General features: G+C 42.1%; 24 protein-coding genes. 10 read left to right on the top strand and 14 right to left on the bottom strand.

The genetic code is table 11. The annotated features are described in order from the left end of the window. Positions 1–10 precede the first annotated feature (10 nt). Entirely contained in the window at positions 11–484 is a 474-nt protein-coding gene (locus FS373_RS07725) for a DUF924 family protein (RefSeq protein WP_144045575.1), read from the bottom strand. A 570-nt stretch (positions 485–1,054) separates the two neighbouring features. Beyond that, the gene (locus FS373_RS07730; protein ID WP_144045574.1) at positions 1,055–1,936 is read right to left on the bottom strand and encodes a LysR family transcriptional regulator; all 882 of its coding nucleotides are present in this window, start codon (positions 1,934–1,936) and stop codon (positions 1,055–1,057) included. A gap of 267 nt (positions 1,937–2,203) precedes the next feature. Between FS373_RS07730 and FS373_RS07735 the strand changes: the two genes are divergently transcribed. The 6 genes from FS373_RS07735 (at position 2,204) to FS373_RS07760 (ending at position 9,465) form a co-directional block, all read left to right on the top strand. Beyond that, a complete protein-coding gene (locus tag FS373_RS07735) occupies positions 2,204–2,587 on the top strand; it encodes a RidA family protein (protein ID WP_144045573.1) in 384 nt (127 codons plus the stop codon). Positions 2,588–2,639: 52 nt separating this feature from the next. After that, positions 2,640–4,088, top strand: coding sequence for an aldehyde dehydrogenase family protein (locus tag FS373_RS07740; protein WP_144045572.1), 1,449 nt, complete (start codon positions 2,640–2,642; stop codon positions 4,086–4,088). 10 nt (positions 4,089–4,098) lie between these two features. Continuing rightward, on the top strand, positions 4,099–5,091 hold the full coding sequence (locus FS373_RS07745) for a membrane dipeptidase (RefSeq protein ID WP_144045571.1): 993 nt from the start codon (positions 4,099–4,101) through the stop codon (positions 5,089–5,091). 234 nt (positions 5,092–5,325) lie between these two features. Continuing rightward, positions 5,326–6,894, top strand: coding sequence for a BCCT family transporter (locus FS373_RS07750; RefSeq protein ID WP_144045570.1), 1,569 nt, complete (start codon positions 5,326–5,328; stop codon positions 6,892–6,894). Positions 6,895–6,969: 75 nt separating this feature from the next. After that, a complete protein-coding gene (locus FS373_RS07755) occupies positions 6,970–8,721 on the top strand; it encodes a hypothetical protein (protein ID WP_227992597.1) in 1,752 nt (583 codons plus the stop codon). A gap of 3 nt (positions 8,722–8,724) precedes the next feature. Further along, on the top strand, positions 8,725–9,465 hold the full coding sequence (locus FS373_RS07760) for a DUF3726 domain-containing protein (RefSeq protein ID WP_144045569.1): 741 nt from the start codon (positions 8,725–8,727) through the stop codon (positions 9,463–9,465). A 194-nt stretch (positions 9,466–9,659) separates the two neighbouring features. Here FS373_RS07760 and FS373_RS07765 read toward each other — a convergent pair whose 3' ends face one another. From FS373_RS07765 to FS373_RS07800, 8 genes are all read right to left on the bottom strand, one after another. Continuing rightward, the gene (locus FS373_RS07765) at positions 9,660–9,890 is read right to left on the bottom strand and encodes a hypothetical protein (RefSeq protein WP_144045568.1); all 231 of its coding nucleotides are present in this window, start codon (positions 9,888–9,890) and stop codon (positions 9,660–9,662) included. A 26-nt stretch (positions 9,891–9,916) separates the two neighbouring features. Then, positions 9,917–10,582 (bottom strand): EAL domain-containing protein, encoded by a 666-nt coding sequence (locus tag FS373_RS07770; protein WP_152829214.1) that lies wholly within the window; start codon positions 10,580–10,582, stop codon positions 9,917–9,919. A 165-nt stretch (positions 10,583–10,747) separates the two neighbouring features. Beyond that, complete coding sequence (locus tag FS373_RS07775) at positions 10,748–11,290, bottom strand: hypothetical protein (protein ID WP_144045565.1); 543 nt, start codon at positions 11,288–11,290, stop codon at positions 10,748–10,750. Continuing rightward, complete coding sequence (locus FS373_RS07780; RefSeq protein WP_152829215.1) at positions 11,266–12,039, bottom strand: winged helix-turn-helix domain-containing protein; 774 nt, start codon at positions 12,037–12,039, stop codon at positions 11,266–11,268. Before FS373_RS07780 ends, FS373_RS07775 begins: the two co-directional genes overlap by 25 nt. Positions 12,040–12,318: 279 nt before the next feature. After that, the gene (locus FS373_RS07785) at positions 12,319–13,176 is read right to left on the bottom strand and encodes a cyclic diguanylate phosphodiesterase (protein ID WP_144045563.1); all 858 of its coding nucleotides are present in this window, start codon (positions 13,174–13,176) and stop codon (positions 12,319–12,321) included. A 295-nt stretch (positions 13,177–13,471) separates the two neighbouring features. Beyond that, positions 13,472–14,518, bottom strand: coding sequence for an outer membrane beta-barrel protein (locus FS373_RS07790; RefSeq protein ID WP_144045562.1), 1,047 nt, complete (start codon positions 14,516–14,518; stop codon positions 13,472–13,474). 435 nt (positions 14,519–14,953) lie between these two features. Further along, positions 14,954–15,229 carry a hypothetical protein gene (locus tag FS373_RS07795; protein WP_144045561.1) on the bottom strand — a complete coding sequence of 92 codons (276 nt, stop codon included), beginning with the start codon at positions 15,227–15,229 and terminating at the stop codon, positions 14,954–14,956. A gap of 257 nt (positions 15,230–15,486) precedes the next feature. Beyond that, a complete protein-coding gene (locus FS373_RS07800) occupies positions 15,487–15,738 on the bottom strand; it encodes a GlsB/YeaQ/YmgE family stress response membrane protein (RefSeq protein WP_144045560.1) in 252 nt (83 codons plus the stop codon). Between the two features lie 412 nt (positions 15,739–16,150). Between FS373_RS07800 and FS373_RS07805 the strand changes: the two genes are divergently transcribed. Next, a complete protein-coding gene (locus FS373_RS07805; RefSeq protein WP_152829216.1) occupies positions 16,151–18,865 on the top strand; it encodes a TonB-dependent receptor in 2,715 nt (904 codons plus the stop codon). Between the two features lie 464 nt (positions 18,866–19,329). On the opposite strand, the gene FS373_RS07810 is transcribed toward FS373_RS07805, so the two are convergent. The 3 genes from FS373_RS07810 to FS373_RS07820 are packed head-to-tail and all read right to left on the bottom strand — an operon-like array spanning position 19,330 to position 19,995. Further along, positions 19,330–19,578, bottom strand: coding sequence for a hypothetical protein (locus tag FS373_RS07810; protein ID WP_144045558.1), 249 nt, complete (start codon positions 19,576–19,578; stop codon positions 19,330–19,332). Beyond that, positions 19,571–19,804, bottom strand: coding sequence for a hypothetical protein (locus FS373_RS07815; RefSeq protein ID WP_144045557.1), 234 nt, complete (start codon positions 19,802–19,804; stop codon positions 19,571–19,573). Before FS373_RS07815 ends, FS373_RS07810 begins: the two co-directional genes overlap by 8 nt. Beyond that, a complete protein-coding gene (locus tag FS373_RS07820) occupies positions 19,801–19,995 on the bottom strand; it encodes a hypothetical protein (RefSeq protein ID WP_144045556.1) in 195 nt (64 codons plus the stop codon). The genes FS373_RS07815 and FS373_RS07820 overlap by 4 nt, the downstream gene beginning before the upstream one ends. A gap of 462 nt (positions 19,996–20,457) precedes the next feature. Here FS373_RS07820 and FS373_RS07825 point away from each other — a divergent pair, with 462 nt between their 5' ends. Then, positions 20,458–21,069: a hypothetical protein gene (locus FS373_RS07825; protein ID WP_152829217.1), complete on the top strand. Its 612-nt coding sequence runs from the start codon at positions 20,458–20,460 to the stop codon at positions 21,067–21,069. A 971-nt stretch (positions 21,070–22,040) separates the two neighbouring features. Then, positions 22,041–22,751 carry a response regulator transcription factor gene (locus FS373_RS07830; protein WP_144045553.1) on the top strand — a complete coding sequence of 237 codons (711 nt, stop codon included), beginning with the start codon at positions 22,041–22,043 and terminating at the stop codon, positions 22,749–22,751. 86 nt (positions 22,752–22,837) lie between these two features. Here FS373_RS07830 and FS373_RS07835 read toward each other — a convergent pair whose 3' ends face one another. Next, positions 22,838–24,685 carry an aryl-sulfate sulfotransferase gene (locus tag FS373_RS07835; RefSeq protein ID WP_152829218.1) on the bottom strand — a complete coding sequence of 616 codons (1,848 nt, stop codon included), beginning with the start codon at positions 24,683–24,685 and terminating at the stop codon, positions 22,838–22,840. 303 nt (positions 24,686–24,988) lie between these two features. Here FS373_RS07835 and FS373_RS07840 point away from each other — a divergent pair, with 303 nt between their 5' ends. Next, the gene (locus tag FS373_RS07840; protein WP_152829219.1) at positions 24,989–25,744 is read left to right on the top strand and encodes an outer membrane protein OmpK; all 756 of its coding nucleotides are present in this window, start codon (positions 24,989–24,991) and stop codon (positions 25,742–25,744) included. The last annotated feature ends 2 nt before the right edge of the window (positions 25,745–25,746 follow it).

The following is a 25,746-nucleotide window of genomic DNA, read 5'->3' on the forward strand; positions in this document are numbered from 1 at the left end:
TATTTATATCTCATGCCGTAGGTTGTAACCCATGGCAATCACTCTGTATTAAGGCTTTCTCATACCAGATACTCCAAGCATGTTGATCATCTCCCTGTGCTTGGGATTGCATCCCTATAAGCAAAAGTACCAATAGTTTATGATCTTCTAATTGTTCAGAACAGAACAAGGGATCATAGAAGCAGCGACGCTGAACAAACTCTAACTGAGTATCGAATCCTTTCTCTATACCACTGATACAAAGCGCTCTGGCTCTTTGATGCAGATTTCTATAATCATCACTCAGCAAAAATGCAACAGGTCCCAGGATTAATATCAGTGCTAAACACCCCAATGGACTTTTTTGCCACTGATCCAGTTGCCCGGCTCTCGCCTGCTCCAGTAATTCGAACCAGTCCAGCTTGATTTCATTAGAGAGCATATAAAGCTCGATTCCCTTACCTTTACTGTATTGGCTGAACCATTGCCTCAAAAAACTATTCATATTCCTACTCTTATTGATAATGGATTATTTACTCTAGTAAATATCAGTAAACACATGCCATTATAAAAATATAAAACAAAATTGACCATGATTTTAAATTTACATGGCTACTAAGTTATTTACATCCTTGATTATGTATCTTCAACGTAATCCTAATAGCGTTAATTCTAAAGATACAGTTATTTAGGACAAAAATAACATCGTGGGCAATGCGGGATACACTGTGGATACAAAAGACTGAGTGCGAACAATAAACAAACAGACTAAATTATAATTTCAAATCAATGGATCCTTAAGTGAGTAGATGATGGAATATTTTGAACTGTTTATGATTTATGCAGGTGTTTTTTCTGCCGGAGGTTTGTCAACCTTCCTGACAATACATTGGATTATCTCTTCATCTAAGAGGGATGCCAATCCATATAGTAACTAAATCTAGTTAACTAATTAAACCTATATTACCTTGGCTCTTAATCCCCCTAACTATTTGTTAAGAGCCTTTTTTATACCTTATATATTTCAAACTTTTAAAACCCTTAATAAAATTAATATTTATCAAATGCCCTCCCTCTATTGTTCAGGCATTAACTCCTTGATGCACAAATTATAAAATATCATTGCCTGAGGCGAACTATGGCGATCCTTTAGCCTGAATATACCAATCTGTCTCTCGACCAGAGGATCCAATAAGGGGATCCAACACAGTGAAGGCACATTTTGAGGAAAGGCTAACCTTGGCAGAGTTGTCACACCTATCCCAAGTTCAAGCACTGAAAACAGTGAAGTGATGTTCTCAACGCTATATAGGGCATTTTGAGTCAATGGGCTGGCACAGCTAGCCTCTAATAGCTTACAGGTCCCATTATTGATGAAGGGGTAGCGACTTATCTCTTGCCAACTAACGCCTTTTTTCTGTTGCGCTAACGGGTGTTCTTTTAGGCAAACCAGTCCCAGAGGGTCTAACAATAGCGAGGTGAAATCGACTCTTGTATGGTTTATGTTAAGGCAATTCCCCAAGGCGAGATCCACTTCACCCGCCAGTAATCTTCTCTCCACCCCAATAGCATTGTCATCGATAAGTGACACCTTTACCTTGGGATGATCACGGGTAAACTTCGCCAATACCTTAGGAATAATCTTAGCGGCAACCGAAGGTACACTGGCGATACGCAGCTCGCCTAGCTCACCCGCGGCTGCGGCGCTAAAGTCATAGGTTAACGCACGATATTGACTGAGAAACAGAATAACCTTAGGCAGACAGATCTCACCAAAAGGGGTCAACCTAGCCTTGTGGCCAGTTTCGAACAGAGGCTGGCCCAGAGTGCGTTCCAGCTCCTTTATCGACGTGGACAGAGCGGCCTGAGAGCGGTTCGCCCTCGAGGATGCAGCGCGAAACCCTCCCTCCTCGACCACCAGAGAAAAATGCTTGAGCTGCTGCAACTTAATATCCATTGGCTAGTTCATTCCTATTGTATTTCTCTGATATTGGTACTGAATTCTATTTACTAAGAACTGTTGTTTAGCATTGTAATAAAGAGCGCTAGATTGATAAGTATCATTTATTTTTTTTGTAATCTAAAGCATTTTATTTATCAACTTTTTCATCATCAGTTGATAAATAAAACTTATCAATTAGACAAAATTAACCGTTAGTCTTATCGAAAGGTGTGTGCAATATTTGAACTCACACATTTTTTGATTCTTGATGAGTAATAATTCATGGCCAAGACTAAACAAGCAGTGCCCACATCACTTTTCGCTTCGACCGCTCCGTTAGAGTGGGCCATCACAGCTAACGGCACCCTGTATACCGCGCAAATACCTATCGATAACCAAGGTATTGTGGTCGAAGGTGGAATTGAGGCCCAGACCCGCAAAACACTGGATAATCTGGTGCATACCTTGGACTGTGCAGGCGTTGATACAGATGCCGTATTACAAGTGATGATTTATGTAACAGATGCCAGTTACCTACCTAAGGTCAATGCCATTTATGCCGAGTATTTTAAGGCGCCCTTCCCTAATCGCGCGGCCCTTGTGGTTGCCGGTTTAGCCAGAAAAGAGATGCTGGTCGAGCTGGTTGTGTATGCGGCGGTTGCATAAACCCTAACATCTAGCTATTTCCCAGAATTTAAGTAAAAGAAAAGGATTAATAATGAGCATCAATACAGAACAAGCTATCTATATCGGCGGTGAGTGGCAGGGTGGAATATCGACCATTACCAATATTAACCCGTCTGATCTATCCCAAGACTTAGGTCAATTTTCTCAGGCCAGTCGCCAACAGGTAGACCAAGCGATCTCGGCGGCGAGACAAGCCCAGCCTATCTGGGAAAAAACGCCATTGGAGCAAAAACAAAAAGCCCTGCAAGCCATAGGCGATGAGTTGATAGCCCGTTGTGATGAACTCGGCACCTTGCTGTCGAAAGAGGAAGGTAAACCTTTTGCAGAAGGCAGAGGTGAAGTCTATCGTTCCGGTCAGTTCTTCCATTATTTCGCCGCCGAAGTACTGAGACAGATGGGCGATCTCGCCGACTCGGTCAGACCTGGCGTGTCTGTAGAGGTCAGTCGGGAAGCCGTGGGGGTGGTGGCCATTATCTCTCCCTGGAACTTCCCCGTCGCCACCGCCGCCTGGAAAATCGCCCCCGCATTAGCCTTCGGTAACAGTGTAATTTGGAAACCCGCCAATCTGACACCGGCAAGCGCCGTCGCATTGGCAGATATCATTCATCGTCAGGGCTTACCCGCCGGTACTTTTAACTTGGTGCTAGGCAGTGGCAGTGAGGTCGGCGACGCCTTGATCAATTCTGATAAAATTGACGCGGTAAGCTTTACAGGCTCGGTAGATACCGGCCGTAAGATAGCCGCAGCAACGGCGGCTAACTTTGTTAAGTGCCAGCTGGAGATGGGCAGTAAAAATGCCTTAGTCATCGCCGATGACGCCGACATTAATATTGCTGTCGAGGCGACCATTGCCGGTTCCTATTCGGGTGCGGGTCAAAAGTGCACCGCCTCGTCTCGCTTAGTCGTGTTAGGGAGTATCCATGACAGGTATGTCGACGCCCTGATTAAACGCATGAGTCAATTAAAAGTTGGCCACGCACTAGAAAAAGACGTTTTCATGGGGCCTGTGGTCGATGACAAGCAGCTGACTTCTAATTTTGACTGGATTGATAAGGCGCACCACCACGGCGCCGAACTTGCCTTCGGAGGACAGAGATTAGCGCTTGAGCATGAAGGCTATTATATGTCGCCAACCTTACTGCTTAATACTCAAAATGATTGGGACTTGAATCAGGAAGAAGTGTTTGCGCCCTTAGCCAGCGTCATCAAGGTCAAAGACCTCGATGAAGCCATAGCCACAGTCAATGACACACGATTCGGCTTAACCGCCGGCATCATCACCCAGAGTCTACGCAGTAGCGCCCTGTTTAAGCAACAAGCACAAACCGGGTGCGTCATGGTGAATTTACCCACGGCAGGCACAGATTATCATGTGCCATTTGGTGGACGTAAACAGTCGAGCTTCGGCCCCAGAGAGCAAGGTCAATACGCTAAAGAATTTTATACCGTTATCAAGACCGCTTACCAGCGCCCTTATTAAGGATCCCGCCATGTACCAAGATCAAATTATCATAGATGGTCTGCAATATTGTCATTGGGATCGAGATTACTTCAAGTCTCTCAGAGACAGCGGCATCACAGCGATCCATGCCACCTTGGCCTACCACGAGAATGCTAGGGAAACCTTGAGCCAATTTGCTAAGTGGGATCAGCACTTCGAAAATAACAGGGATCTCATCATGCCAATCTTCGAAGTGGAAGATATCTATCAGGCTAAGGCCAGTGGCAGGGTCGGCATTTTTTTGGGGGCACAAAACTGTTCCCCCATCGATGACGAGATTGGCTTAATTGGGGTAATGCGCAAGCAAGGCCTGCTCATCATGCAGCTCACCTATAACAATCAAAGCCTGCTCGCCAGCGGTTGTTATGAGGCAACTGACAGTGGTGTGACCCGCTTCGGTCGACAGGCCATTGCCGAGATGAACCGTGTCGGCATGATAATCGACATGTCCCACAGCGCAGAAGAATCGACACTGCAAGCCATTGACCTCTCTTCACGGCCCATCTGCATCAGTCATGCTAATCCGGCTTTTGCTCATCCGGCCCTGCGCAATAAATCTACCCTGGTGATTAAGGCACTCGCCGAACGTGGCGGCCTGATAGGTTTTAGCCTATATCCCTTCCATCTCCCGGGCGGTAGTCAATGTAGCTTGAGCACCTTCTGTAAGATGGTCGCTGACACCGCTGAGCTTATTGGGGTCGAGCACCTCAGCATAGGCAGCGACCTTTGCCTTAACCAGCCAAAACAGGTACTGGAGTGGATGAGAAATGGCCGTTGGTCTAAAAAAATGGATTATGGCGAAGGATCGGTCAGCAATACAGGTTGGCCCAATGCACTGCCCTGGTTTAACACCAGCCAAGGGATGGAAAATATCTATAAGGGCTTAGTCGAACAGGGGTTCTCCCTTGAGGATACCCAAAAGATATTGGGCGGGAACTGGTTGAATTTCCTTCGGGAGGGATTGGTCCCCGAAGGCACTTAGGCTTAATTTTAGGGCTTGGGGGGCTTAGGGCTTAGAACCTAGGAGTTAGATCAAAAGCCAGAAAGTCATAGATGAACTGAATTCTCCTATGACTTCTTGGATAACTTCAGAGAAGAACGCCCTATGAGAGGAAACAGAAATATACATGTGCAGCCCTGAATAACCTATAACTCAAAACCGGGCAGCTTAAAAGGATTTAGCCACTGGCAAGTCCAATAACCTGTGGAGCAGAATATGTCTGATGCAATCAATACCGCGAACGCGGAGATTTCAACAGCAAGGAAATCAACAAATAAACACCAAGAGCTCAATTTAGATAAGTCTGTACTCTGGCTAAGTGGTGGCTTTATCGCCCTATTTGTCGCCATTGCCCTCTTCGACGATAAGCTGCTTGCCAAGATCGTTGATGTGGGTTTTAACTGGTCGGTGATGATCTTCGGACCCTATTGGCAGGTGCTTCTTTTACTCACCTTCCTGATTAGTTTAGGTCTTGCGGCAGGCAGAACCGGCCATGTAGTACTCGGGGGCTTAGATAAACCTGAGATGGACGGCTTTCGCTGGTTATCGATAATCCTGTGTACTCTATTGGCCGGTGGTGGGGTATTTTGGGCCGCTGCCGAGCCCATTGCTCACTTTGTCAGCCCTCCACCAGTGTTTGCTAGTACTGATGATGTTAAGCAAATTGCCATTAATGCTTTGTCACAATCTTTCATGCACTGGGGTTTTTTGGCCTGGGCCATACTCGGCAGTCTGACTTCAATCGTACTGATGCACCTGCATTATGATAAAGGCCTGCCCCTTAAGCCACGCACCTTATTGTATCCGGTTCTGGGTGAGCGAGCACTTCATGGCATAACTGGCACCCTGATCGATACCACGAGTATTATCGCCGTCGCGGCTGGGACTATCGGACCGATAGGTTTTCTTGGGCTTCAGGTCAGCTATGCCCTCAACGCTTTATTTGGCTTGCCGGACTCCTATGCTACCCAGCTTGTGATCATCTTATTAGCTATCGGTATGTATACCCTGTCGGCTCTGAGCGGCGTCAATCGCGGTATTCAGTTTTTGAGTCGATGTAACATCATACTGGCCATAGGCTTGATGATTTACATTCTGATATTTGGTGATACTAGCTTCATTATCAACGGCTACTTGCAAGGCGTTGGCTCCATGCTGAACAACTTTTTTCCTATGGCAACTTATCGAGGTGATGAGGCCTGGTTAAGTTGGTGGACCGTGTTCTTTTGGGGCTGGTTTCTGGGGTATGGCCCCATGATGGCTATCTTTATCGCCCGTATCTCTCGTGGCCGAACTATTCGTCAATTGGTGTGCGCCGTCAGTATTATTGCCCCCCTAATCACTTGCTTCTGGTTTACTGTGGTTGGCGGTTCAGGCCTGGCATTCGAGATAAGTAATCCGGGATCTGTTAGCGCCGCCTTCGAAGGCTTTAATTTGCCCGCATCTCTGCTAGCTATCACTCAGCAGCTGCCGTACCCGACGGTTATATCTATTTTGTTCTTGCTGCTCACAGCCATTTTTATCATCACTACAGGTGACTCCATGACCTACACCATCAGTGTCGTGATCAGCGGAAACAGTGAACCCAGCACGGCGATTCGCGCATTTTGGGGGATCATGATGGGCATCTCCGCCTTGATATTAATCTCCATGGGTTCTGGCGGGATCACGGCATTACAGTCGTTTATTGTGATAACCGCAGTACCAGTCTCCCTCATTCTGCTGCCTTCTTTGTGGAATGCGCCAAAACTGGCTATCGAAATGGCCAAGGCCCAAGGTTTATAACAATAATTCGAGCCTGTAAACAGGCTGAAGCTATTAACAAATGAATAAGAAGTGAATAACACTCAAGGATTCAACATGATAAATAATTTAGGCTCAACAAACCTGATGGATAACGGGACATTAAGAGAACCGGACATTGTGATGAACCCGAGTCGTTTGGGCGCCATGCACCAGAGTCGATTGAGCTTCGTACGTAGCTTAGTGCGCCGTATGGCACGACAAAAATGGACCATATCCCAGTCTGAATGGGCCCTTGATGGGCAAGGTTTTGGTCATGTGATATACCGAATCGATACCTTAGAGAATCACTATCACCTGCTGATTTTTTCAGATGAGATAGCCAATGATGAGCGTAACGATCGCGTTATTGCCCAGAAGTGGGATATCACCTTCGCACTCGTCCATGGGGATGTCGACTCTGGCTTATTTTCCAGACTTAAAGACAATGTGCCACTACAAGAAGCGGGTAGAAATTGCAGTCAGGTATTAGTGCTAGCAAGGGCCAACAAGAGTATGCGGGTGTTCGAACATCTGGTGGACTCGCTTTCATCTGGAATGCAGCCCCAGCGGGACATTCTGGCTAGCGTCGGTTATATTTTGCGTACTACGGCGGTATATGGCAACGGTAAATTTGGCATCGCAGATTTTGAGGTTCTCAAACAGAATCTAGATTTCGAGCCGTCTTTCAGTGCTCAGATGTGCGCAGTATATGTGTTGCGACAATTCAGTCTGGACTGGGTACATTATCTGGCTAAGCAGCGCGGCGGCGATCAAGCCGTCGAGTTAATTAAGCCACTGCAAAGATATTTAGGTGTCGGTAATGCCACTGGTCTGGGCATGGTGCCTTACCTGATCAATCACCCAAAGATCATGGACAGGTGGTTATCTCAGCGGGAACATGCCATAGCCGCAACATCATGCCAGCCACTGACACAGGCGAAAAGTACCAGCTTAGTTAAGCTACTAAGGCGAGCCGTTATTCACTTGCAACAAGTGATCACCATAGATACCAATCAGCAGGAGAAAAACAGGCTAAGTGTTCAGGAACTCGATACCTTGATCTCAAGGTTAACCCAAGAGCTGTATCACCAATGGCAGACACTTATCCAAGACACCCAGACTTACAGCTATGAATCTCAAGAAATCGTTATCACTTGCATGCTGGAGCTGTACCCTGATCTAGTCGATAAATATGAATTGACCATGAATGCCGATGAAGCTTTGTGTCTCAGACCTGGTTTGCTTATCGAGGAGATACTGCAAATATTGCAACATCGTTATCTCTGGGCTCTGAATATTGATTTTTCATTAGCTAAAAGTAGTCACTGGTTCTGGTATCGCTCTAAAGATAAAGAGGAGCCCAGAATGGGAGTCAGGGGAGTAGAACCAGGAGATGAGCAAGAGATGAGCCTAGATATAGCCAGACAAATCTCACGCTTACACCAAGCACTAATCAATAAGCCAGTATCGATGCCAGTTAGTGAGTTCTTACTAGAGCAGCCACAATATCGCAGCATCACCCGTCGAGTCTGGGCTATGACTCAATGCCCCCTGGGGGATATACAGGTTAACTTGTTAGATAAACAGACGCTGCCGATGGATCTATTGCGCTGTAAGTTAGCCATGTTCGGTGCTACTAAGTTTGACCCGCGATCGAGTCGCTGGGTAAGAGTAACGCTATTCCAAGGAGCGCCCATGAGTGATGAGTTACACACAGATGAGTGGCTGTTTCCTGTCTTTCCTCAAGAAGGCTTACTTCAAAATCAGCTGCCACAAAACAATGCCATTCCAGGCTCTAGCCTAACAACAAACCCGGACGAGGCTTAGACTATGATTCAGATATCTCATAATGAATTAGTGACACTCTGCACTAAGGCCTTTATCGGCTTACATAAAAACTGTGGCGAAGCCGACGTAATAGCCAACATGGTGGCGGATCTGGAGATGGTAGGCCTAGATGGCATCAAGCACTTCATCAAGGCACTAGACTTTCTGGCAGATGATCTCGACTCACCGGTTAAGGTCGATACTTCATCCGAACAGAGATTAAGCGTAAATCTTAAGGGCAGCAGTATCTTATGTCACCTACCCAGCCTACTGGACTACAGTTTGGAGAAACTCGCCGATCAACAAACCGTCAGCTTACAAATCAGCCATTGCCACAATCGTTGGCTAGCCTTCGGTGAGCTGATAAAACTCGCTCAGAATGGCTTGTCAGTAAAGGCCAGCTGGAATAATGGCCCAGAATCGATACAGCTAGTGTATATACTCGGTGCAGGCCAGAGTTTACCCGAACTTTACTTGACCCAGCAAAAAGCCGATGATCAGCATTCACTATCAATAGAAATCAGTCGGCAGTCCATCACGCATCCGTTAGCAGGTGATATGACACAACACATCACATCATCGATGCAGGCGGAGAGAAAACGAAAGGCATGGAAGCAAGGTATATCGGTGAGCAGGGAAAATTGGGACACCATCAAGTCGGTTGCCAGCACTATTTTAGTCGAATCTAATATCGTGTCTTTAAGGGGCGCCGGAGCGGATCATCAGCTGCTAGTCAGCGAATAAAACACTCAGCTTAGAGGTGAAGTCCCTCTACTCTAAGTATATTGCCCCTTTTGGAGAAGGATTGGCTCGTCTGCTATTGAAGATGAGGAATTAACCTCATCTCACTGAATAATTCATTGCGGAAGTTTTCTGACGATAAGTACTCTTGTAAACGTTTGCTGAACTCATTGACATCCCCCTTTGGACTCTTTAAATCAATCAAAGCTTTGCAGCTCGATAAAATGCTGCAAGCCAAAGGTCAAAGAAACAGAGTCATCAAAATCGATGTCGTTATCAACTTCCATTGACTCCACTAGCATCTCTTCACTGGATAAACGATTAATCACTAAGGTGATACTGGCTAGCAATTTTTCGATCAACACTTGCAGGTTTTCAACATAAAGTGTGTTGTTCACATTGAATGTTTCAATGTTCATGCCTGGCATACATCTCTCCAATTATTACGCTAAAGCTAAATAGTTTTAGCTTTTTTACTTTTAAGAAGACGACCTTGATATCCATAGATGAGTGCCTTATTTAATGACTTAAGCTGAGTCTTAGTCTCTACTGCTTCAACGATCACTTTGAGCCCATTTAAGACAAGTTCAGAGTGAATAAACTCAACAAGCATATCCATCTCATCATCAGTGTTCGGCATGGTAAGTTTTACAAAGTCATACAAATGACTCTTAAGCTCAGAGTCTCTGAAATCTTGATCTCGATAATTAAAATTATTAGCCGATATTAAAATATCATGCTCTTTAAGGAATAAGAGTCCTTGCTGTACCCTAGGACAGCGATTACAGGGGTTTGCGTTCGTTAAGCCTACAACTAGGTTCCCCCCCAGATGATGCAGAAGAATTGAAAGCTCTCTTATCTGGTTAAGCCCATGCACATCACACAAACTCGCCCTTTCGGTATTGACAAAAATCAGTGTATGTTTTTCATTGAAAATTGATCTGTCACTGTCTATAGCTAATTTTTTCACCACGTCGAGTAGTTGATTCAAGGTTCGACCTGTATTAAATTCGTGTAACTGCTGCTGATTAACACCCTGCTCCGGGGTCAAAATCAGGTTCATCTCGGTAGCTATGGCTACTCCATTGCGATTAACAATAGAATCAGAGCTAAATTTCAAATTTAGCTCTGATTGCTGCAAATTAAAACAAGGGTTGTAAACCACTGAATTCAAAATAAAACAATTATCTAGCACAAGGACCTCACTAACCTAAAAATTGGGGGAAATATACTGGCACGGTAAGTTAAATCAGTTTATTTATAAAAATAAGACCGGCAGCAAGGTTCATGTGCCATTCGATTTATTGAATATAATTTGCGACTGATTTATATTGTTCAAAATAAAAGTATTCCCCCTAAGCCAAGTTATTTTTTGTCCTTCACCAAAAGTTCTATTCAAAACATTAATGGCTAGATGAATAAGAAACTCTTCATCACTATCTGACCCCATAGGTTTTAATGTATGGAAGTTTTCGAAATTAAAGTTGATAATGTCTTGTTCGGCATCCCAGATTCCATTTAGATTAACCTCGTTATTTACATTAACAACTTTATCTTTATTTAATTCTTTAACGACTATACTGAATGTAACGGAGTAATGATTATCATTGTAAAATCGTAACCTACCACGAAAAACGCCCTGAAGATCGCTATTAAAGCCAGCCAAATAATCATCTGTATTATTAACATAATGCCTCACATCAAACACCCAATCGCCATCCTTAAAAGCATGGATATTTCTTCCACCTAGATCGGAAAAAAAGTAAGCTGACACTGAGATAACAAGCATAGAAAACAAAAAAACTAATAATTTAAAATGACCTGACATAGGTTATCATCCAGTGGTATACTCTTGTTGATTTTCACCAACAATGAATAGTCAACATTATCAGAAACAACAAATAATATTGTGAAAGAATAGCTTTTCTTAGCTGAAACAATTACACTTTTTAACTCACCAAGGTTTAGATCAACATTGGTTAAAATACATTTCCTGATGAGATTTGAGAGCCCATCGTCAATATTATTGTTTTTAAACTTAAGTATTTTTACCCCATCGATTTTTATCTTACTATAACCTGTCAACCCCTCACCGAAACTTTCACCTTGCTTTACTCCCCCGAAAACATACAAAGAAACAAAGATGGTAAATAGAACAATATAGAGTCCATAAATAATAGATTTTTCGTTTACTCTATTCATAATTGAAGATGATTGTTTTTCAACCTCAACACTCTCAATATTTACACCAGCTGTGAGCCTATAACCCATTTTAGTCACAGTTTTAATAATTTTTTGCTCTTTGACATTGTCACCCAAGAACTTACGTAAAAGGGAAACGGTTTGATTAACACTAGTCTCATCTACGACCAAACCACGCTGGTTCCACACCTCTTCTAATATCTGCTCACGGCTAACAACCTCGCCATTATTGCAGATCAATACAGCTAACAAGCGTGACTCATTCAAACCAAGCTCAACGCTTGTGCCGTCCTTTTGATCAGTTAGCTGATGAGTTTTAACGTTGAACAGGTATCTCTGACCTATTTTGTAGGTAATATTTTTATCACTATTCATTGTAATTTACATCTACACTGGTCCCACAGGACACGAATAATTCGCAACAATCTAATCCACAAACTAATAATGATTGGATCATATATCTCCTTTAACTAGTTTATGTATCTACAGTGTATCCTTACTGTTATAGGTGTAAGTCAAGATGGGGAATGTAAAGCAATATGAGGGGGGAGCTGAGCGGGTATTTCACTATATTCAAGCTAGAATACTAGTTATTAAACGAGTTCAATACTCTTCTGAGCCACTCCGTGGCTGATACTACACAGGAAATTGTTACTAACGATTACCCTTCCAGTCGATGAAATCTATTACAGGCATAGGTTGGCCGTATACATAGCCTTGAATGGCCTTCACTCCACGTCTCTTAAGATAGGTTACTTGATTCAGGCTTTCTACTCCTTCGGCTACAATTTCCAGTTTTAAGCTTTTAGCTAGACCAATGATTGAATCTAATACTGAAGTATCTTTGTTTTCTGCTATGGTATCGATAAATCTTTTATCTAATTTTAATGAGCTAAGTGCCAACTCCTGGAGATAGAGAAAGCAACCATAACCAGTACCAGCATCGTCTAAGCTGGCAGTAATACCGAGTTGGTAAAAATCTTCAAGATATGAACGAGCCCCTAACAGATCGTTAATTTCCAATCGCTCGGTGATCTCAAGCTTGATCTGATTCCCATTGATCACGCCTCGAGCGACATAATCTTGGATAAACTTAAATAGACGTCTCGACTTCAAATGCTCCGGTACTATGTTAATACTTAAATACTTGTCACTACCAGCCCAGCCTAATTTATTAAAATCATTGAAAGCTTTAGATAAAAACTGTTCAGTTATCTCTATGATTAATCCAGATTTCTCTGCATAATCAATAAACTGTAATGGCGATATGACTCGTCCGTTATCCATGACTAATCTGACCAGCAGCTCCGCACCTATCACTTTACCAGTGTCGCTGTTGATTATCGGCTGATAGTAAGGAACAAAGCCATCTATTGCCAAGCCATCTATTATCAGTTCCTCTTCAACTTCGACAAATCGGTTATTTTGAAAATGAATCTGACTCGGCTTAAAAAATCTATCAAACAGTAAACTAAGTCCCCTGTTCCCACTGTAACTTAAAATGTTTTGCATATGGTCTCACTCAAGCTCGAATTATGATTACAATCAGAAAATGTTAAGTGCAATGTTAAAAATAAAAGTACACACAGCCTTGTTCTTATAGATTCTATAAAAGCCACAGGCTTAAATTGTTTCACACGAGTACAAGTGTTCTCGCACGCCCTTAATCTGCTAACTCAATTCCTAGGCAATGGTCACATAAACAGAGCGGGTCCACGAATGGCCAGCTATAAGCAAAACTAAACATATTTTAAACATTAAGGCTCATCCTTGAGCATAACCTTCCCTTCACAGCTCAAGCTGCGGCTTATAGTGAACTAATTAATATTTTTTTTGTGCTTGTAAGCTCAACTACAACAACTCGTTCGAGTGAACGTGATTGTGTGCTATTTGCGCGTGACTCTTTCTCACCGATAGCTTGCTTACTCATGTCAGCAACTTGCAGACCTGAATCCAAAAGGTAATTAGCAACAGCTTCAACGCGTTGCTTAGAAAGCTTCATGTTATAATCTGCCGCACCTTGATTATCAGCCTGACCAATTAACACGATAGAGTCATCGATTGAATTTTTAGACTCTCTGACAATCTTATCCAATTGACGTTTTCCGCTTGAACTAAGCTCAGATGAGTCAAAACCAAATAGAATAGTCACTTCTTCTTTTTCGATTTTAGTCTGATACTTTGGTTCTATTTTTGGCTCAACTTTGGGTTCTACCACGGGCTTAGTTTCAGTTATAGCTAGTGGAGTAGGCTCAGATTCTATACCAAAGCGATAAGTGAGCTGGAGACCTATAGTCTGCGCGTCCATATCAACTGTGTTCCATGCAGTTTCATTCACATCTGAAAATCTACGGTATTTAGCTGAGATAGCTAATGCATCAGTGATGTTATAACCAAGACCAATACCGAAGTATGCAGCAGTATCTGTTGCACTAACGTATTTCCCCTGACCCATTTCATGGGCTAAATGATACTGATAAGCACCAATTTCACCTGTAGCAAACCACTTATCATCTAAAGGAAGCGTACCGACTAAGCCTAAAGTGAATCCATCAACATCAATTGCTTCACTACCATCAGTGTTACCACCCCATAGATGAGTATCGTCATCGGTACCTAGATCTTGCCAGCCAGCCTCAATCGCAAAATATTTGTTTAGCTGATAACCAACCAAGGCATTCCATGCAAGGTCGCTGTCGTCTTGCAGATGACTTGTAGCATCTACAGACTGATAGTTGTTTTGACCGAGACCAGCACCTAGGTACCAAGAATTGTCTACATCTGCAGCGCTAGCACCGAAAGAGAAAGCTGCAATAACGAGTGTACCGATCAAAGTTTTATTAAAATTTTGCATTAAAAATCATACTCCATATATTTTTTATCGTATTTAAATCGTATGCGTTACTCGGTTGTAATAGTTAATAAATGACATTAACGATTAACGACAATCCCAAGTAATCCAGCACCGATTTATGAGCGGTATTGTAGAGTAGATGCCGAACCACAGCAAAAGCGCAACCAATTGATATAAAAGGGCTTTATGTTTATTCATAAAGATTTATAATTTTATATATGACAGTTGAAGTGCGAGGTACGGTAAAAAGGGAGAAACCAAGGGAACGAGGAAGCTAGGAAGCCAGGCCAAGGGGTCATGCAACGAGTAGGCTTGGAGTTTTAGCCGAACACTCTTGGATAAAAACTCTTGTCTTTGCACTACAGAAGAATATCGAAGAGTGACCACCTTCAGAAAGGAGTCTTGCTAACTTTAGGGGTTATGCCTAGGAGAGAGTTAATCTTGAAAGGGAGGGCAAGAGTGAGCGTTTTCTGCACGCATGATAAGTTCAATATTATCGAAAAGTTGAGATATCCACTGAAAGAAAGGAAATTTAATAAAAAGGAAGTCAATTTCGACCGCCGAATACTTATCTCTCAATTTATAATATTCTGGTATCCAAAATTCAACATTGTTAAGTACTTCACATGTCCAAATCTCAATGTCTGAATAAAGTTCAAAATAATCATTGATCATCTTCACTTGTAATAGATCTTGCTCACTAATATTCATGTTACGCACCTAGAATTAGGTTAGGACAAATTAGGCAGATGCTTGAGATTTTAAGTGATGGCATTACTGGAGTAATGACTCTGCTTGCTAATTAACAGGAACTTGTTCTGTAACAAACACGAGGCTAATTATGTGTTACAGATAACCTCAAGCATCTGCCTTTAATATAACAGTGACTTAGTCGGTTAATGTTTCGAGCCTGTTTCAGGCATCTTATTCTACAACAAACATTTATGCTTAGGCTTTAGATAGGGATACTAGTTTTTCTTGATCAAGCCAATCACAAACAATAGTAGAGCAGCTCCTACAGTCGCCGCAACAATAGAACCTAATATTCCTCCCATGGATATACCGAGGAGACCAAATATAAATCCACCAAGTATGCCACCTATCACTCCGAGTATGATATTAACGACTAAGCCGAAGCCCTTACCTTTCATTAGCGTTCCGGCTAACCATCCCGCTACGGCACCTACGACTAAATAGAGAAGTAATCCCTCTATACTCATACATTCTCCTACATTTGTTTGAATTTTAAATTCCAGGTCGATAATTTCAGATCAATAATTTTAGCGAATGCTTAGGGAAGGAACATAACTTCCATTTCATGTTTACATACTAACCCACTGAATGAGCAATAATCTTCCTGTTTAACTATGTATGAAGGACCTAATTTCATTCATAGCCTCCCTAAGCACTCAAACACATTATTCATCAAGTCACTGAAGTTCATGTTTCACAAAGTTTTCAATTTCGCTTCTAAAGCATGCAGATAACTCGATATACCTCACAGATAAAACCTTGTGGATACAATATACCGAAATTCTGAATGCACTATTCCTTCGTAACGACTTTGTTAAAACCTTATTAACGTCATATATCAAAACTCCAATAATCTAACAAACAATAAGAAGGGATTAGATGAACAAACTAAATCGGATAAAGGTCAGTTATTTATCAGGATTGATAGCGCTCAACCTGGGAATATCCGTGAATGTTAATGCCGTAGAAAATTCACAGGCAGAAGCCAATGCTGACATAGAAGTGATTGCTGTTACCGGGATCAGAGGGAGTCTGATCAAGTCCAAAGATATCAAGAAAGAGTCAGACACTGTTGTCGACGCGATCACCTCAGAAGATATCGGTAAGTTCCCCGATCAAAATGTCGCCGAGTCTCTGCAGAGGATCACCGGCGTATCCATCGACAGATCCGGTGGCGAAGGCCAGTCGATCACGGTCAGAGGGCTCGGGCCAGAGTTTAATACCACCTTGATAAACAAGAGAACCATGGCCACAACCAGTGGTGGACGTTCTTTTAGTTTCGATATCTTAGCCTCTGAACTCATCAGCGGCGCCGAAGTATATAAGACTCAGTCGGCTAACCTACAGGAAGGGGCTATCGGTGCAACGGTCAATATCACCACCTTCAAACCCTTAGCCATTCCCGGTTTTCAAGCCACGGGCAGTATTAAGGCCGTGTATGACAAGATGAGCGGCACCACCAGCCCACAATTCTCAGGGCTCATCAGTAATACTTTCGATGATGAGAAGTTCGGTGTACTGTTATCCTTGGCTCATAGCCAAAGAGACAGCCGCTACGATGAAGCCAATACCGCCTATTATGAACGAACAGATCTAACGCTAAACGATGGACGCACGTTCGATGATGTCTATATGCCACAAAATTATGATCAGATAGCGCAAACTGAGTCCCGTGAGCGCACAGGAGGTAATCTGGTATTTCAATACGTGCCTCTGGACAATCTGACCTTCACGCTCGATGCCCTCTATTCAAAGTATGAGGTCGACTACAGGCAAGATATTCTCGCCCATTGGTTCGAAGAGAATAAGCTCACCGATGTCACTTTGGATAACAACCGCACAGTGGTACAACTGTCCATGGGCAATGGCAGTCACAGTGATTTCATGGTGCGTCAATCGCAAACAGAGAACCAATTGACCGCCTTTGGTTTTAATGCGGACTGGGACTTAAATGACACTGTCAGCTTAGCCGCCGATATTTCGTACTCCCAGGCCTCTTCAGATCCATTAGGCGGCATGACAGATACCGTCGCCGCGCGCCCTGGGGATTACAGCTATGACAGAAGCTCTGGTGCCCTACTGCCGACGATGACCTTCAATGCCAACAACTCATCCAATGGCTTAACCGCAGGTTGGGGAGGTAGAGACGGTACAAAAATAGATGATGAAGTTTTAGAGGTTAAATTAGATGGTGAATGGATCGTCGATAACGGTGCATTAGCAACCATTAACTTCGGCGTGCTCTACTCAGACAGAACCTTCGGCAGCACAGACTATAGTACAAAGTCGCCAGTACCTGTCATATGGGGTGATAACAGCTCTCCTATTTATTTAGATCCAAACCTGTTCAGTAATTTCGATGCCGATGGTTTCTTATCCGGTAGCGACGGCGCTTCCGCTCAAAACTGGCTCACATTTAACTCTGAGGCCTGGTTCGACTACGTCACATCCGATAAAGTGATGGCACAGCTCGACGACCCGGCTGCAAGCCGTGCTTTACTGGCCCAATATGGTACACAGATGCATGCTTCACCGACAGCCTATGAAGTCAATGAGACGCTCGACGCTTTATACGCTGATTTCCATTTCGATGGCGACCTCTATGACATGCCATGGAAAGTCGTCGCCGGCTTACGTTACGTAGAAACAACCAGTAAATCTAAGGGAAATCAGATCGCCTTACTGGATCTGGTGCCAGCACCTAATGAGGACGGAGTCGTACGTGTCGTAGAATCTGAAGATTACTTACCGATAGAAGCCAGCAATAATTATGATAACTGGCTACCTAGCTTAAATGCCAATATTGAAGTTATCGAAGATGTTATCGCACGCGTGGCGTATTCCAAAAGCATCACCCGCCCAGAACTCGATGAGATGTCACCCCTGTCTAGCTATAGCGGTGGACATCAGAATAGCTTAAAGGGCGAAGGGGCTAACCCCATGTTAATGCCATTCACCAGTAATAACTTTGATCTGTCTCTGGAATGGTATTATCAGGAAGGAAGCTACGCTTCTGTAGCCGCCTTTAGAAAAGATATTTCCGGCTATTTGGAAACCGAAGAAGTACAGGAAATAGTGAGTGTTCCCAGTGGTGATTACGACTATAAAGTGACGCGCCCAGTAAACCAGAATGATGCTCAGATAACGGGTTACGAGTTTGCCATACAGCACATGTTTACCAGCCTGCCAGAGCCGCTCGATGGATTAGGTGTTATTGCTAACATGACTATAGTCGATAGCGATTCGAGTTCTTCGACCTCAGGAGGTCTACTGCCTTTGGTTGGCCTTGGTGACTCACAGAACTTGATCTTATTCTATGAGAAAGACGCAGCCCAGTTCCGTATCGCCTACAATAATCGCTCGAGATTTATGCAGTCTAAGCCTTTGTCATGGCGCGGTGCTCATTATGTAGAAGATTATGCCCAGGTTGATATCAGCGGTAGCTATGATTTCAACGAAAACTTAACCCTGTTTATAGAAGGGATCAATATTACCAATGAGTTAACCGTGAAGACGGCTGAATACTCGAATCAGGTGTTAGAAGTCACAGAAACCGGCCCTAGATATTCATTAGGCATTAGAGGAGTATTCTAGCGCCTAGTAGGCTATACACTTAGTGAGTGGCTTATTGATCCTGATGACTAAAAAGAGTCAATAAGGAAATGCAACAGGAAGCTTAGGCTTCTGTTGCATTTTCATCTATTTATCTTCCTCCCCCATATTAAGCCCCTTTGATCCTTCTTATGCTTTATACAAGCGCTTATGCATCTCTTATTCAGAACACAGACTTCAAAATCTTCGGCTAAACTCTTTACGACCTAAATCCTCAATAGCTAAACCAGCTGAAACTACGTTAGTTTTTTAAAGAGAAATTCATCGTACAAAGGAATGTACAGAGATGATTGCAGGCGTTTTGACCGGTAGTGTTGATTAGGTAACGATGAAATCTGCTGAATACGCAAGATAAATATTAGAGAACAGCCACGACTCGGAATCTAGTCGCTAGAGATAGGAGGGCTAGCTGTTTAGCTGCTAGTAAATAAAGAGGCTAAGCCTCCTTATTTCATGACGACCTTCTTATTTTTTAACTGTCCAAGCAACTGCTTGAAAAGGATGATAGTCTCTTTTTCCAGCTGATTGATTGTCGCTATGGGATCGTAAAAGTCAGGATGGGTTAAATACCAAAACTCGCCAATCTGGGAAAAAACGTAACGACCAGGCTCGAAACTCAGGACACAGGTATTCACACAATATTGTTCATTGATAAGAAAGCAATATTGGCAATGTTTCATAGTATTATCACTCATAATCATGACTTAACAGAGAAATAATTTCTCTCTCTTCGAGATCTAATGCTGAGCTCAATGCACGCAGCTCCATTCGTACCTCTATATTATGACGAATAGCACGTAGCTTTATATCAGCTTTACCTTTTGGCTTTGGCTTGGTTTTTTCTTTAGCTCCTGATTCGATAGAACCAGCATGCTCTTTACTAAAATTAAGCGGGATTACCCTAGAACTCACACTTGTCATGCATCCGCCTCTGCTGACTCACTGAAAACTTTTGCTTCATCTAAACTCTTAAAATGCTCAAGAATCTTTTTACGCCCCTTAGATTGGATGATCTTGCTCTCACATACCTCGAGCATCCATAACCAACGATTGACACTAGACTGAGTGCACTTATGGTCTATTGGATGAGAGTTAGCAAATAAAAATGGCATAATTGGCTCTTTAATTATTGGAAAATGATAAAAAATGTGTAAAAAAAAGCTCTTAACAATATTGAAAAGAGCGACAGTTTTACAAGCATCTTGAAAAGTCCATAAAGACTCGGACAGATTATCGCCGATAAGCTCAATTACTTTGTTTCATTAAGGTTACACACCTCCCTTTGCCTCATTCCTCTCTTCAGCACAATTCACTTAATCGCTTCACTTGGCATACTTAGAAAAAGCGGTGGAAACCTTCCACTAATACCTACATGGCAATGACCTACCTATATAATTTTCAATGGACTAATATCAATACCGAGAAGGTTTAAAGTTATAGCATAGGAATTCACGTTTTGATTAAAAGTCTCTTTCGCATCACTTTATGCTTGTTAAACAGTTTTATATTAATGGCAGGCTTAAATAGTATGGCTACCAGTGAGTTACAATGAACTTGGTTTAATACAAGAGGAGATGCAAAACTTTAACAAGAGTGATATCGAGTTTTTACGCAGCCACTCATTCGTCCCCTCTTTTCCTCTTGCAACAATTGGGATCAGAAACTACGCCTCTTTTGAACTTGAAGGCGATGGTGTCACTCAAGCCAGCTTCGAACTGGAGCAGCTCTATCTATCTGCAGGCTTACCTATATTAATGGACGAAAAAGACGCAATCGCTATAGATGGATATGTATCTCATAATAATTTTTCCTCGAAAGATGCTAAATACTCATCCTTTCATGTTAACTCTGTGGGAATACCGCTAGCCTGGCTGAGACAAGTAAACCCAAGCTGGCAAGCAGCAGCTTTTGTTATGCCTATGGCCAATAAAAGCTCACTAGATAATTCAAATTGGAGCTGGCAAACTCTCGGCGGCGTATTTGGTCGATATGTTCAAAGCGAAACCTTGTGGTGGGCATTTGGCTTTTACATCGATGTGGGTGGCAGTGAAAACACCTACTTACCCTACGTTGGTGCCTCATGGGAAATCAATGAACATTGGAGCATCAATGCCATGTTACCTTGGCCCTCCATCCTCTATGCCCCTGACGATAATTGGTTATTCACCTTGGGCTCCTCACCCTAAGGAACCTCTTGGGAAGTTGATAACCAATCAGGCGAAGCTAAAATCAATTTTGATGCATGGGATTTTGGTCTGACACTTGAGCGTAGAATAATCAGTAATCTGTGGATATCACTCAACGGCGGTCTGGGAGGGATACGAGGCCTCAGAGTAACAGGAAGTCAAATACACGGCATAGGCACTCAGGTATCATCCAGTGGATACATAGGCTTAAATTTGAATTTTAGACCAACACTTTAAGTCAGCGCTATAGATGCTGACTAATATACTGCCGATTATACCTTCGACGTTTTTTGAAAGCTGTCTTACCTAGTGAATACACGACGACTGTGCCACCAAATCAACCTCCATCCCTTCAAGCATAAGTGATACTCGCTTAAATCCAAGGTAGCTCTTATATAAGAGCACTATTTCCTTAGCCGGATATTTTTTCTTCAGCAGAAAGTAATCCGGTACCCAGAGTTGTATCATTCTCAACTCTTCGAGCGACAAATAACTTAGCTCGATAAAAGGTAAAAAGACTTCATTTACCAGCCTGATTTTTACAAAATCAACATGCTCGATACTCAAGGAACACCTCTATAAGATTAAACTAATCAGGCTAATAATCAGGCTAATAATCAGGCTAATCTTTAGCCGTCAGATTTACATTGTGAACCCACACCATGTGTATCCTTAACGTATCAAGCGAGCAGTCAGGCGCTATCGAGACAAGTGGGAAAACTCCATATGCTCAATTATCGATTTCTTCCAAGTAGCCTCAAGTTCATGGTTCCCAAAAGATAATTACCACATAAATTAATATAATACTTATAAATTCTCGACTTTTATTCCACTTAAGCATTTGTATCTTAAGTGTTTCACGCTGACCTTTTTCCAACGATAAAATTCACATCTATTTACTGTATTCACACCAATTTCTCATCCAAGATAACTCCAGTAGCAAGAACACAATCACTTAAGGAGTAAACATTATGAAAGCAAAATCGATACTAATAGTTGAAGATGACTTGTTTACCTCACGCCTTATTAGCAGCTTCTTTGAGCGTAAAGGTTTCATCACCTATCAAGCCTACGACTCTGGCGCCGCATTCATGTATGCGGCAGATAAAAATCTGGATATGATCATTTTAGATGTAACTCTACCCACAGATTCTGGTGTCTCTATTGTCCAAAAACTCAAGAGCATTAGTCCATGCCCTGTCATTTTTTATTCATCGGTTACCACCGAAGAGATGGAAATTAAAGCGCTAGAGACGGGAGGAGATGACTATATCAATAAGCAGCGTGGTCTGAATGTACTTTATGCTCGAATTAATCGCCTGTTATCCAAAGTTGCTATAGAAAATGAAATCACGAGCACAAGCACAACGGTATCAATCAATAACATCTTACTCAATGCAGAGCTCAGCCAATGTAATATTGCTGGAAAAACAATCGAGCTGCAGAAGAAAGAAAGTAAAGTGCTTAACTTTCTAATGCTACATAAGAACAGTCTAGTCAATAGAGATGAAATCTCATACCTCCTCAATGGATACGCTTATGACGGTTGGAGTAGAAGTATTGATTTAATCATCTGTCGGCTTCGCAAAAAGCTAAAAGCGGCAAACATCCCAGAAGGCGCAATCAAGAGCTTACGTGGCAAAGGCTATAGCCTCATAGAACATGAGTTTATTGCGGCCTAGTGTTTTGTTATTTGAATTTGAAGGAGCACTCCAGTGAGTGCCCCTCATGACTTTACAAGCTACTGTCACATAGTTAATATTATGAGTTACTCATACAGCCCTTTTTTGATAACAAAGAAATTGCTCATATCTATCCGCCATGTATTACCGTCACCATCATCAGGTGTTTTCACTCGACCCGACGTAGCCACTAATTCAAATAGTTTGGTATATGAACCATCCTCATTCTGCTGCACTTCTACGAATATAGGACGACTCTCACTGGTATATGGATCTACATTTGGATCCAAGGGACCTGTACCAGAATCAAGCTCTGTAGGTATACCATTACCATCAACCATAGCACCACCTGAGTTGATTAGCATGTTTCCGTTTATAGGGTCTTTAAAAACGTTACCGACGTATGACGAGTAGAAAATACCACCGAGTTCTTTACCCCACTCAGCCTCTTTTTTAATGGTCATTTTCGATAAGTCGATAGTGTACTCTACGTAACGCCCCCAATTATCAGCGGCTACTAGCTGTAAATCAGGATCGTATGAACGATAATTACCATCATCAAACATGGCGACTTTAACAATACCTTTCACACTACTTGGTAGAGGAGTAACTCCATGTTGACCCCAAGTCCAAAACTCTTTATCCGCCTTATCAATATCAGCAGCATCTTCTAGATTATAAAGAGCCTTACCATCTGAATCTACAGGAGTTAACAAGTATTGCTCTAACTCTGCAGACCACTCATGATGAGAGCCCGCTATAAAACTAATAGCCGCATCAGCATTGTCTTGTGGAGTAATACCAACAAAAACATTTTGATTACGTAACGAAGCGATGATAAGGTCCTGAGTAGCATCATTATAGGCTGCATTTAAATGAGCCCAGTCATTACGATTATCACCATCACCATTAATAATGGTAGGCGCACGATTAATATCCAATAGTTTTGAAAAGTCATAATAGTTAACTTCAGTACCAGTAGCTCGGTCTATAATGGAAACACCATCTTCACGAGTTAATTCAGCACCATCATTATAGTCTGACTTCTCAGATGGCAGTAATAGTTGCGAACTATCTCCATCAACGAGAATGGTCGTATGGTGTGCTTCATATTGCATATTAGTTACACTATAAACGCGACCCATGATATCCCACTCGTAGATTGTTTTGTTAGTAGCTGGACTACTAACTGTAACATTATCAACAACGGTTGAACCATTGGATACATAACGACCATCGCCAACTAGGTTAAAATTAAATGATGGGATGACGTCATTGGTTAATGCCCAACGCACATCTCCATTATTATCTAGACCGTAGTGCCCACGACCATAATAGCTCGTCATGTATATGCCATCACTACGCTTGCTGAAGTCTGGATCAGAATGTTTAACATCAAAGATCGGCGTACCAGAAATCACATACTCACCATCAACCATTTCGGCGTCAGTTGGTGGTAACGGCTCTGTTTTCAGATCAAAAGTAAAAGTTTGCGTTGTATCTGCATCTGTCACTCCTACGATAATAGTATTTAATGTATCTGGTTCAAGACCTGAAACTGGTACTAGATTAGCACCATCAACAGTAGTATAAATATAACTTAACGTAATTGGAGCTCCTAAATTTTTAGAAGTTACTGATATTTCGATAGAATTGATTAACCCATCATTCCAAAATCCATAGTATGCGCTTAACGGTGCTGTGCCATATGGATTTAATGTGGTAATTGCTGTTTGACCTGGTTGGTTAATTCGAGCTAACTCACCTAGTAACCCATTATATATTTCAGTATGCGATGTAACAACGGCGTTGTTATCATCTATGCCTTGATCAGGTAAAACACGCGGTTCACCGTTATAAGCTAATGTCACTGTTGTTGATAACGTTGTGACTGTAAATATAGCGGCCATGCTTATTGATTTTAATATACTCATTTATACATCCTTAATGATAAGAATAAACAAAAACAAATTTTATGGACAAACCCCCTTCTCTCAACATACCTAATAGAAATCATTAAATACTTTAATGAAACACATTGTTTTACAGCATTAAACCAGAACCTGAAATAACCAGAGTGTTTCAGCAATGTATCCTTACAGTGTGAAATCACAGTACAAAACAATGCAGCCGATAACATCTACTACTTTAAAGAAACAATGGAGAGTAACTAAAAGGTTAAAAAGTGTTTCATTTAACAAGAATAAGTTATTAGCAACAACAAGGCAGTAGTATTTATGAGGTCTAATTTAATTATAAAAACATTATTTTTATATTTACTTTTCGTAACAAACTCTCAAGCCGTTGAGCTTAAATATACATTCGGCTCTATAAAAACGGGTTATGCCAACTGGGATATTGGCGCTGTAGATACGGACCGTGGTGACTTATGGAAACTAGTTGGTGATTTCGGTGCAGTGTTTGATAAAGGAGAGTTATATTCATTCTATGAATATAACAAGTTCGATCATGACGTAGACAACCGAAATGTATCATTTATGGCGAGTGGTCATTATCGTTTAAATGATTCTGATTTCACCATATTTGGCAAAGCATACGCCAATTTAGACAATAAATGGGGAGATGAACTAAATACCATGATAGGAATGGGGTATTTAGGCTTTCAAAGCAAACAATTCTTCTTCAAACCTTTCATTAGCATACATGAATTATCATCTGATTATCAATCGACGGTAACCGGAAGTTCAGCGAATGGTTTCAATGGTTATGTACTTGGTTGGACCTCTGCATTCTTCTTTAAAGTATCGGAATACAACTTCACCCTTTCGAATTGGAATGAATTTGAAATAGACCGCAATGAAGCTTATTCGGAACAACAGTACGGAAATATTGGAATCAATGGTGGCTTAACCCTTAACTGGAAAATGAATAAGTCGATGAGCCTAGGACTTACCTATCGTTACTTCCAAAACAAGCTCAGTTATGAAGGTTACGGCGACCAAATGATTTTCCTATTTGGCTATCACTTCTAAAC

The sequence above is a fragment of the Shewanella sp. YLB-07 genome (assembly GCF_009377275.1).

Excerpts from the sequence above, each read along its gene's own strand:
- FS373_RS07800 (WP_144045560.1), bottom strand. The coding sequence starts at position 15,738 with ATGAGTATAGAGGGATTACTTCTCTATTTAGTCGTAGGTGCCGTAGCG.
- FS373_RS07780 (WP_152829215.1), bottom strand. The coding sequence starts at position 12,039 with ATGAATAGTGATAAAAATATTACCTACAAAATAGGTCAGAGATACCTG.
- FS373_RS07795 (WP_144045561.1), bottom strand. The coding sequence starts at position 15,229 with ATGAATATTAGTGAGCAAGATCTATTACAAGTGAAGATGATCAATGAT.
- FS373_RS07760 (WP_144045569.1), top strand. The coding sequence starts at position 8,725 with ATGATTCAGATATCTCATAATGAATTAGTGACACTCTGCACTAAGGCC.
- FS373_RS07830 (WP_144045553.1), top strand. The coding sequence starts at position 22,041 with ATGAAAGCAAAATCGATACTAATAGTTGAAGATGACTTGTTTACCTCA.
- FS373_RS07815 (WP_144045557.1), bottom strand. The coding sequence starts at position 19,804 with ATGACAAGTGTGAGTTCTAGGGTAATCCCGCTTAATTTTAGTAAAGAG.
- FS373_RS07805 (WP_152829216.1), top strand. The coding sequence starts at position 16,151 with ATGAACAAACTAAATCGGATAAAGGTCAGTTATTTATCAGGATTGATA.
- FS373_RS07740 (WP_144045572.1), top strand. The coding sequence starts at position 2,640 with ATGAGCATCAATACAGAACAAGCTATCTATATCGGCGGTGAGTGGCAG.
- FS373_RS07820 (WP_144045556.1), bottom strand. The coding sequence starts at position 19,995 with ATGCCATTTTTATTTGCTAACTCTCATCCAATAGACCATAAGTGCACT.
- FS373_RS07765 (WP_144045568.1), bottom strand. The coding sequence starts at position 9,890 with ATGCCAGGCATGAACATTGAAACATTCAATGTGAACAACACACTTTAT.
- FS373_RS07725 (WP_144045575.1), bottom strand. The coding sequence starts at position 484 with ATGAATAGTTTTTTGAGGCAATGGTTCAGCCAATACAGTAAAGGTAAG.
- FS373_RS07785 (WP_144045563.1), bottom strand. The coding sequence starts at position 13,176 with ATGCAAAACATTTTAAGTTACAGTGGGAACAGGGGACTTAGTTTACTG.
- FS373_RS07755 (WP_227992597.1), top strand. The coding sequence starts at position 6,970 with ATGATAAATAATTTAGGCTCAACAAACCTGATGGATAACGGGACATTA.
- FS373_RS07735 (WP_144045573.1), top strand. The coding sequence starts at position 2,204 with ATGGCCAAGACTAAACAAGCAGTGCCCACATCACTTTTCGCTTCGACC.
- FS373_RS07730 (WP_144045574.1), bottom strand. The coding sequence starts at position 1,936 with ATGGATATTAAGTTGCAGCAGCTCAAGCATTTTTCTCTGGTGGTCGAG.
- FS373_RS07825 (WP_152829217.1), top strand. The coding sequence starts at position 20,458 with ATGCAAAACTTTAACAAGAGTGATATCGAGTTTTTACGCAGCCACTCA.
- FS373_RS07810 (WP_144045558.1), bottom strand. The coding sequence starts at position 19,578 with ATGAGTGATAATACTATGAAACATTGCCAATATTGCTTTCTTATCAAT.
- FS373_RS07745 (WP_144045571.1), top strand. The coding sequence starts at position 4,099 with ATGTACCAAGATCAAATTATCATAGATGGTCTGCAATATTGTCATTGG.
- FS373_RS07835 (WP_152829218.1), bottom strand. The coding sequence starts at position 24,685 with ATGAGTATATTAAAATCAATAAGCATGGCCGCTATATTTACAGTCACA.
- FS373_RS07750 (WP_144045570.1), top strand. The coding sequence starts at position 5,326 with ATGTCTGATGCAATCAATACCGCGAACGCGGAGATTTCAACAGCAAGG.
- FS373_RS07840 (WP_152829219.1), top strand. The coding sequence starts at position 24,989 with ATGAGGTCTAATTTAATTATAAAAACATTATTTTTATATTTACTTTTC.
- FS373_RS07775 (WP_144045565.1), bottom strand. The coding sequence starts at position 11,290 with ATGTCAGGTCATTTTAAATTATTAGTTTTTTTGTTTTCTATGCTTGTT.
- FS373_RS07790 (WP_144045562.1), bottom strand. The coding sequence starts at position 14,518 with ATGCAAAATTTTAATAAAACTTTGATCGGTACACTCGTTATTGCAGCT.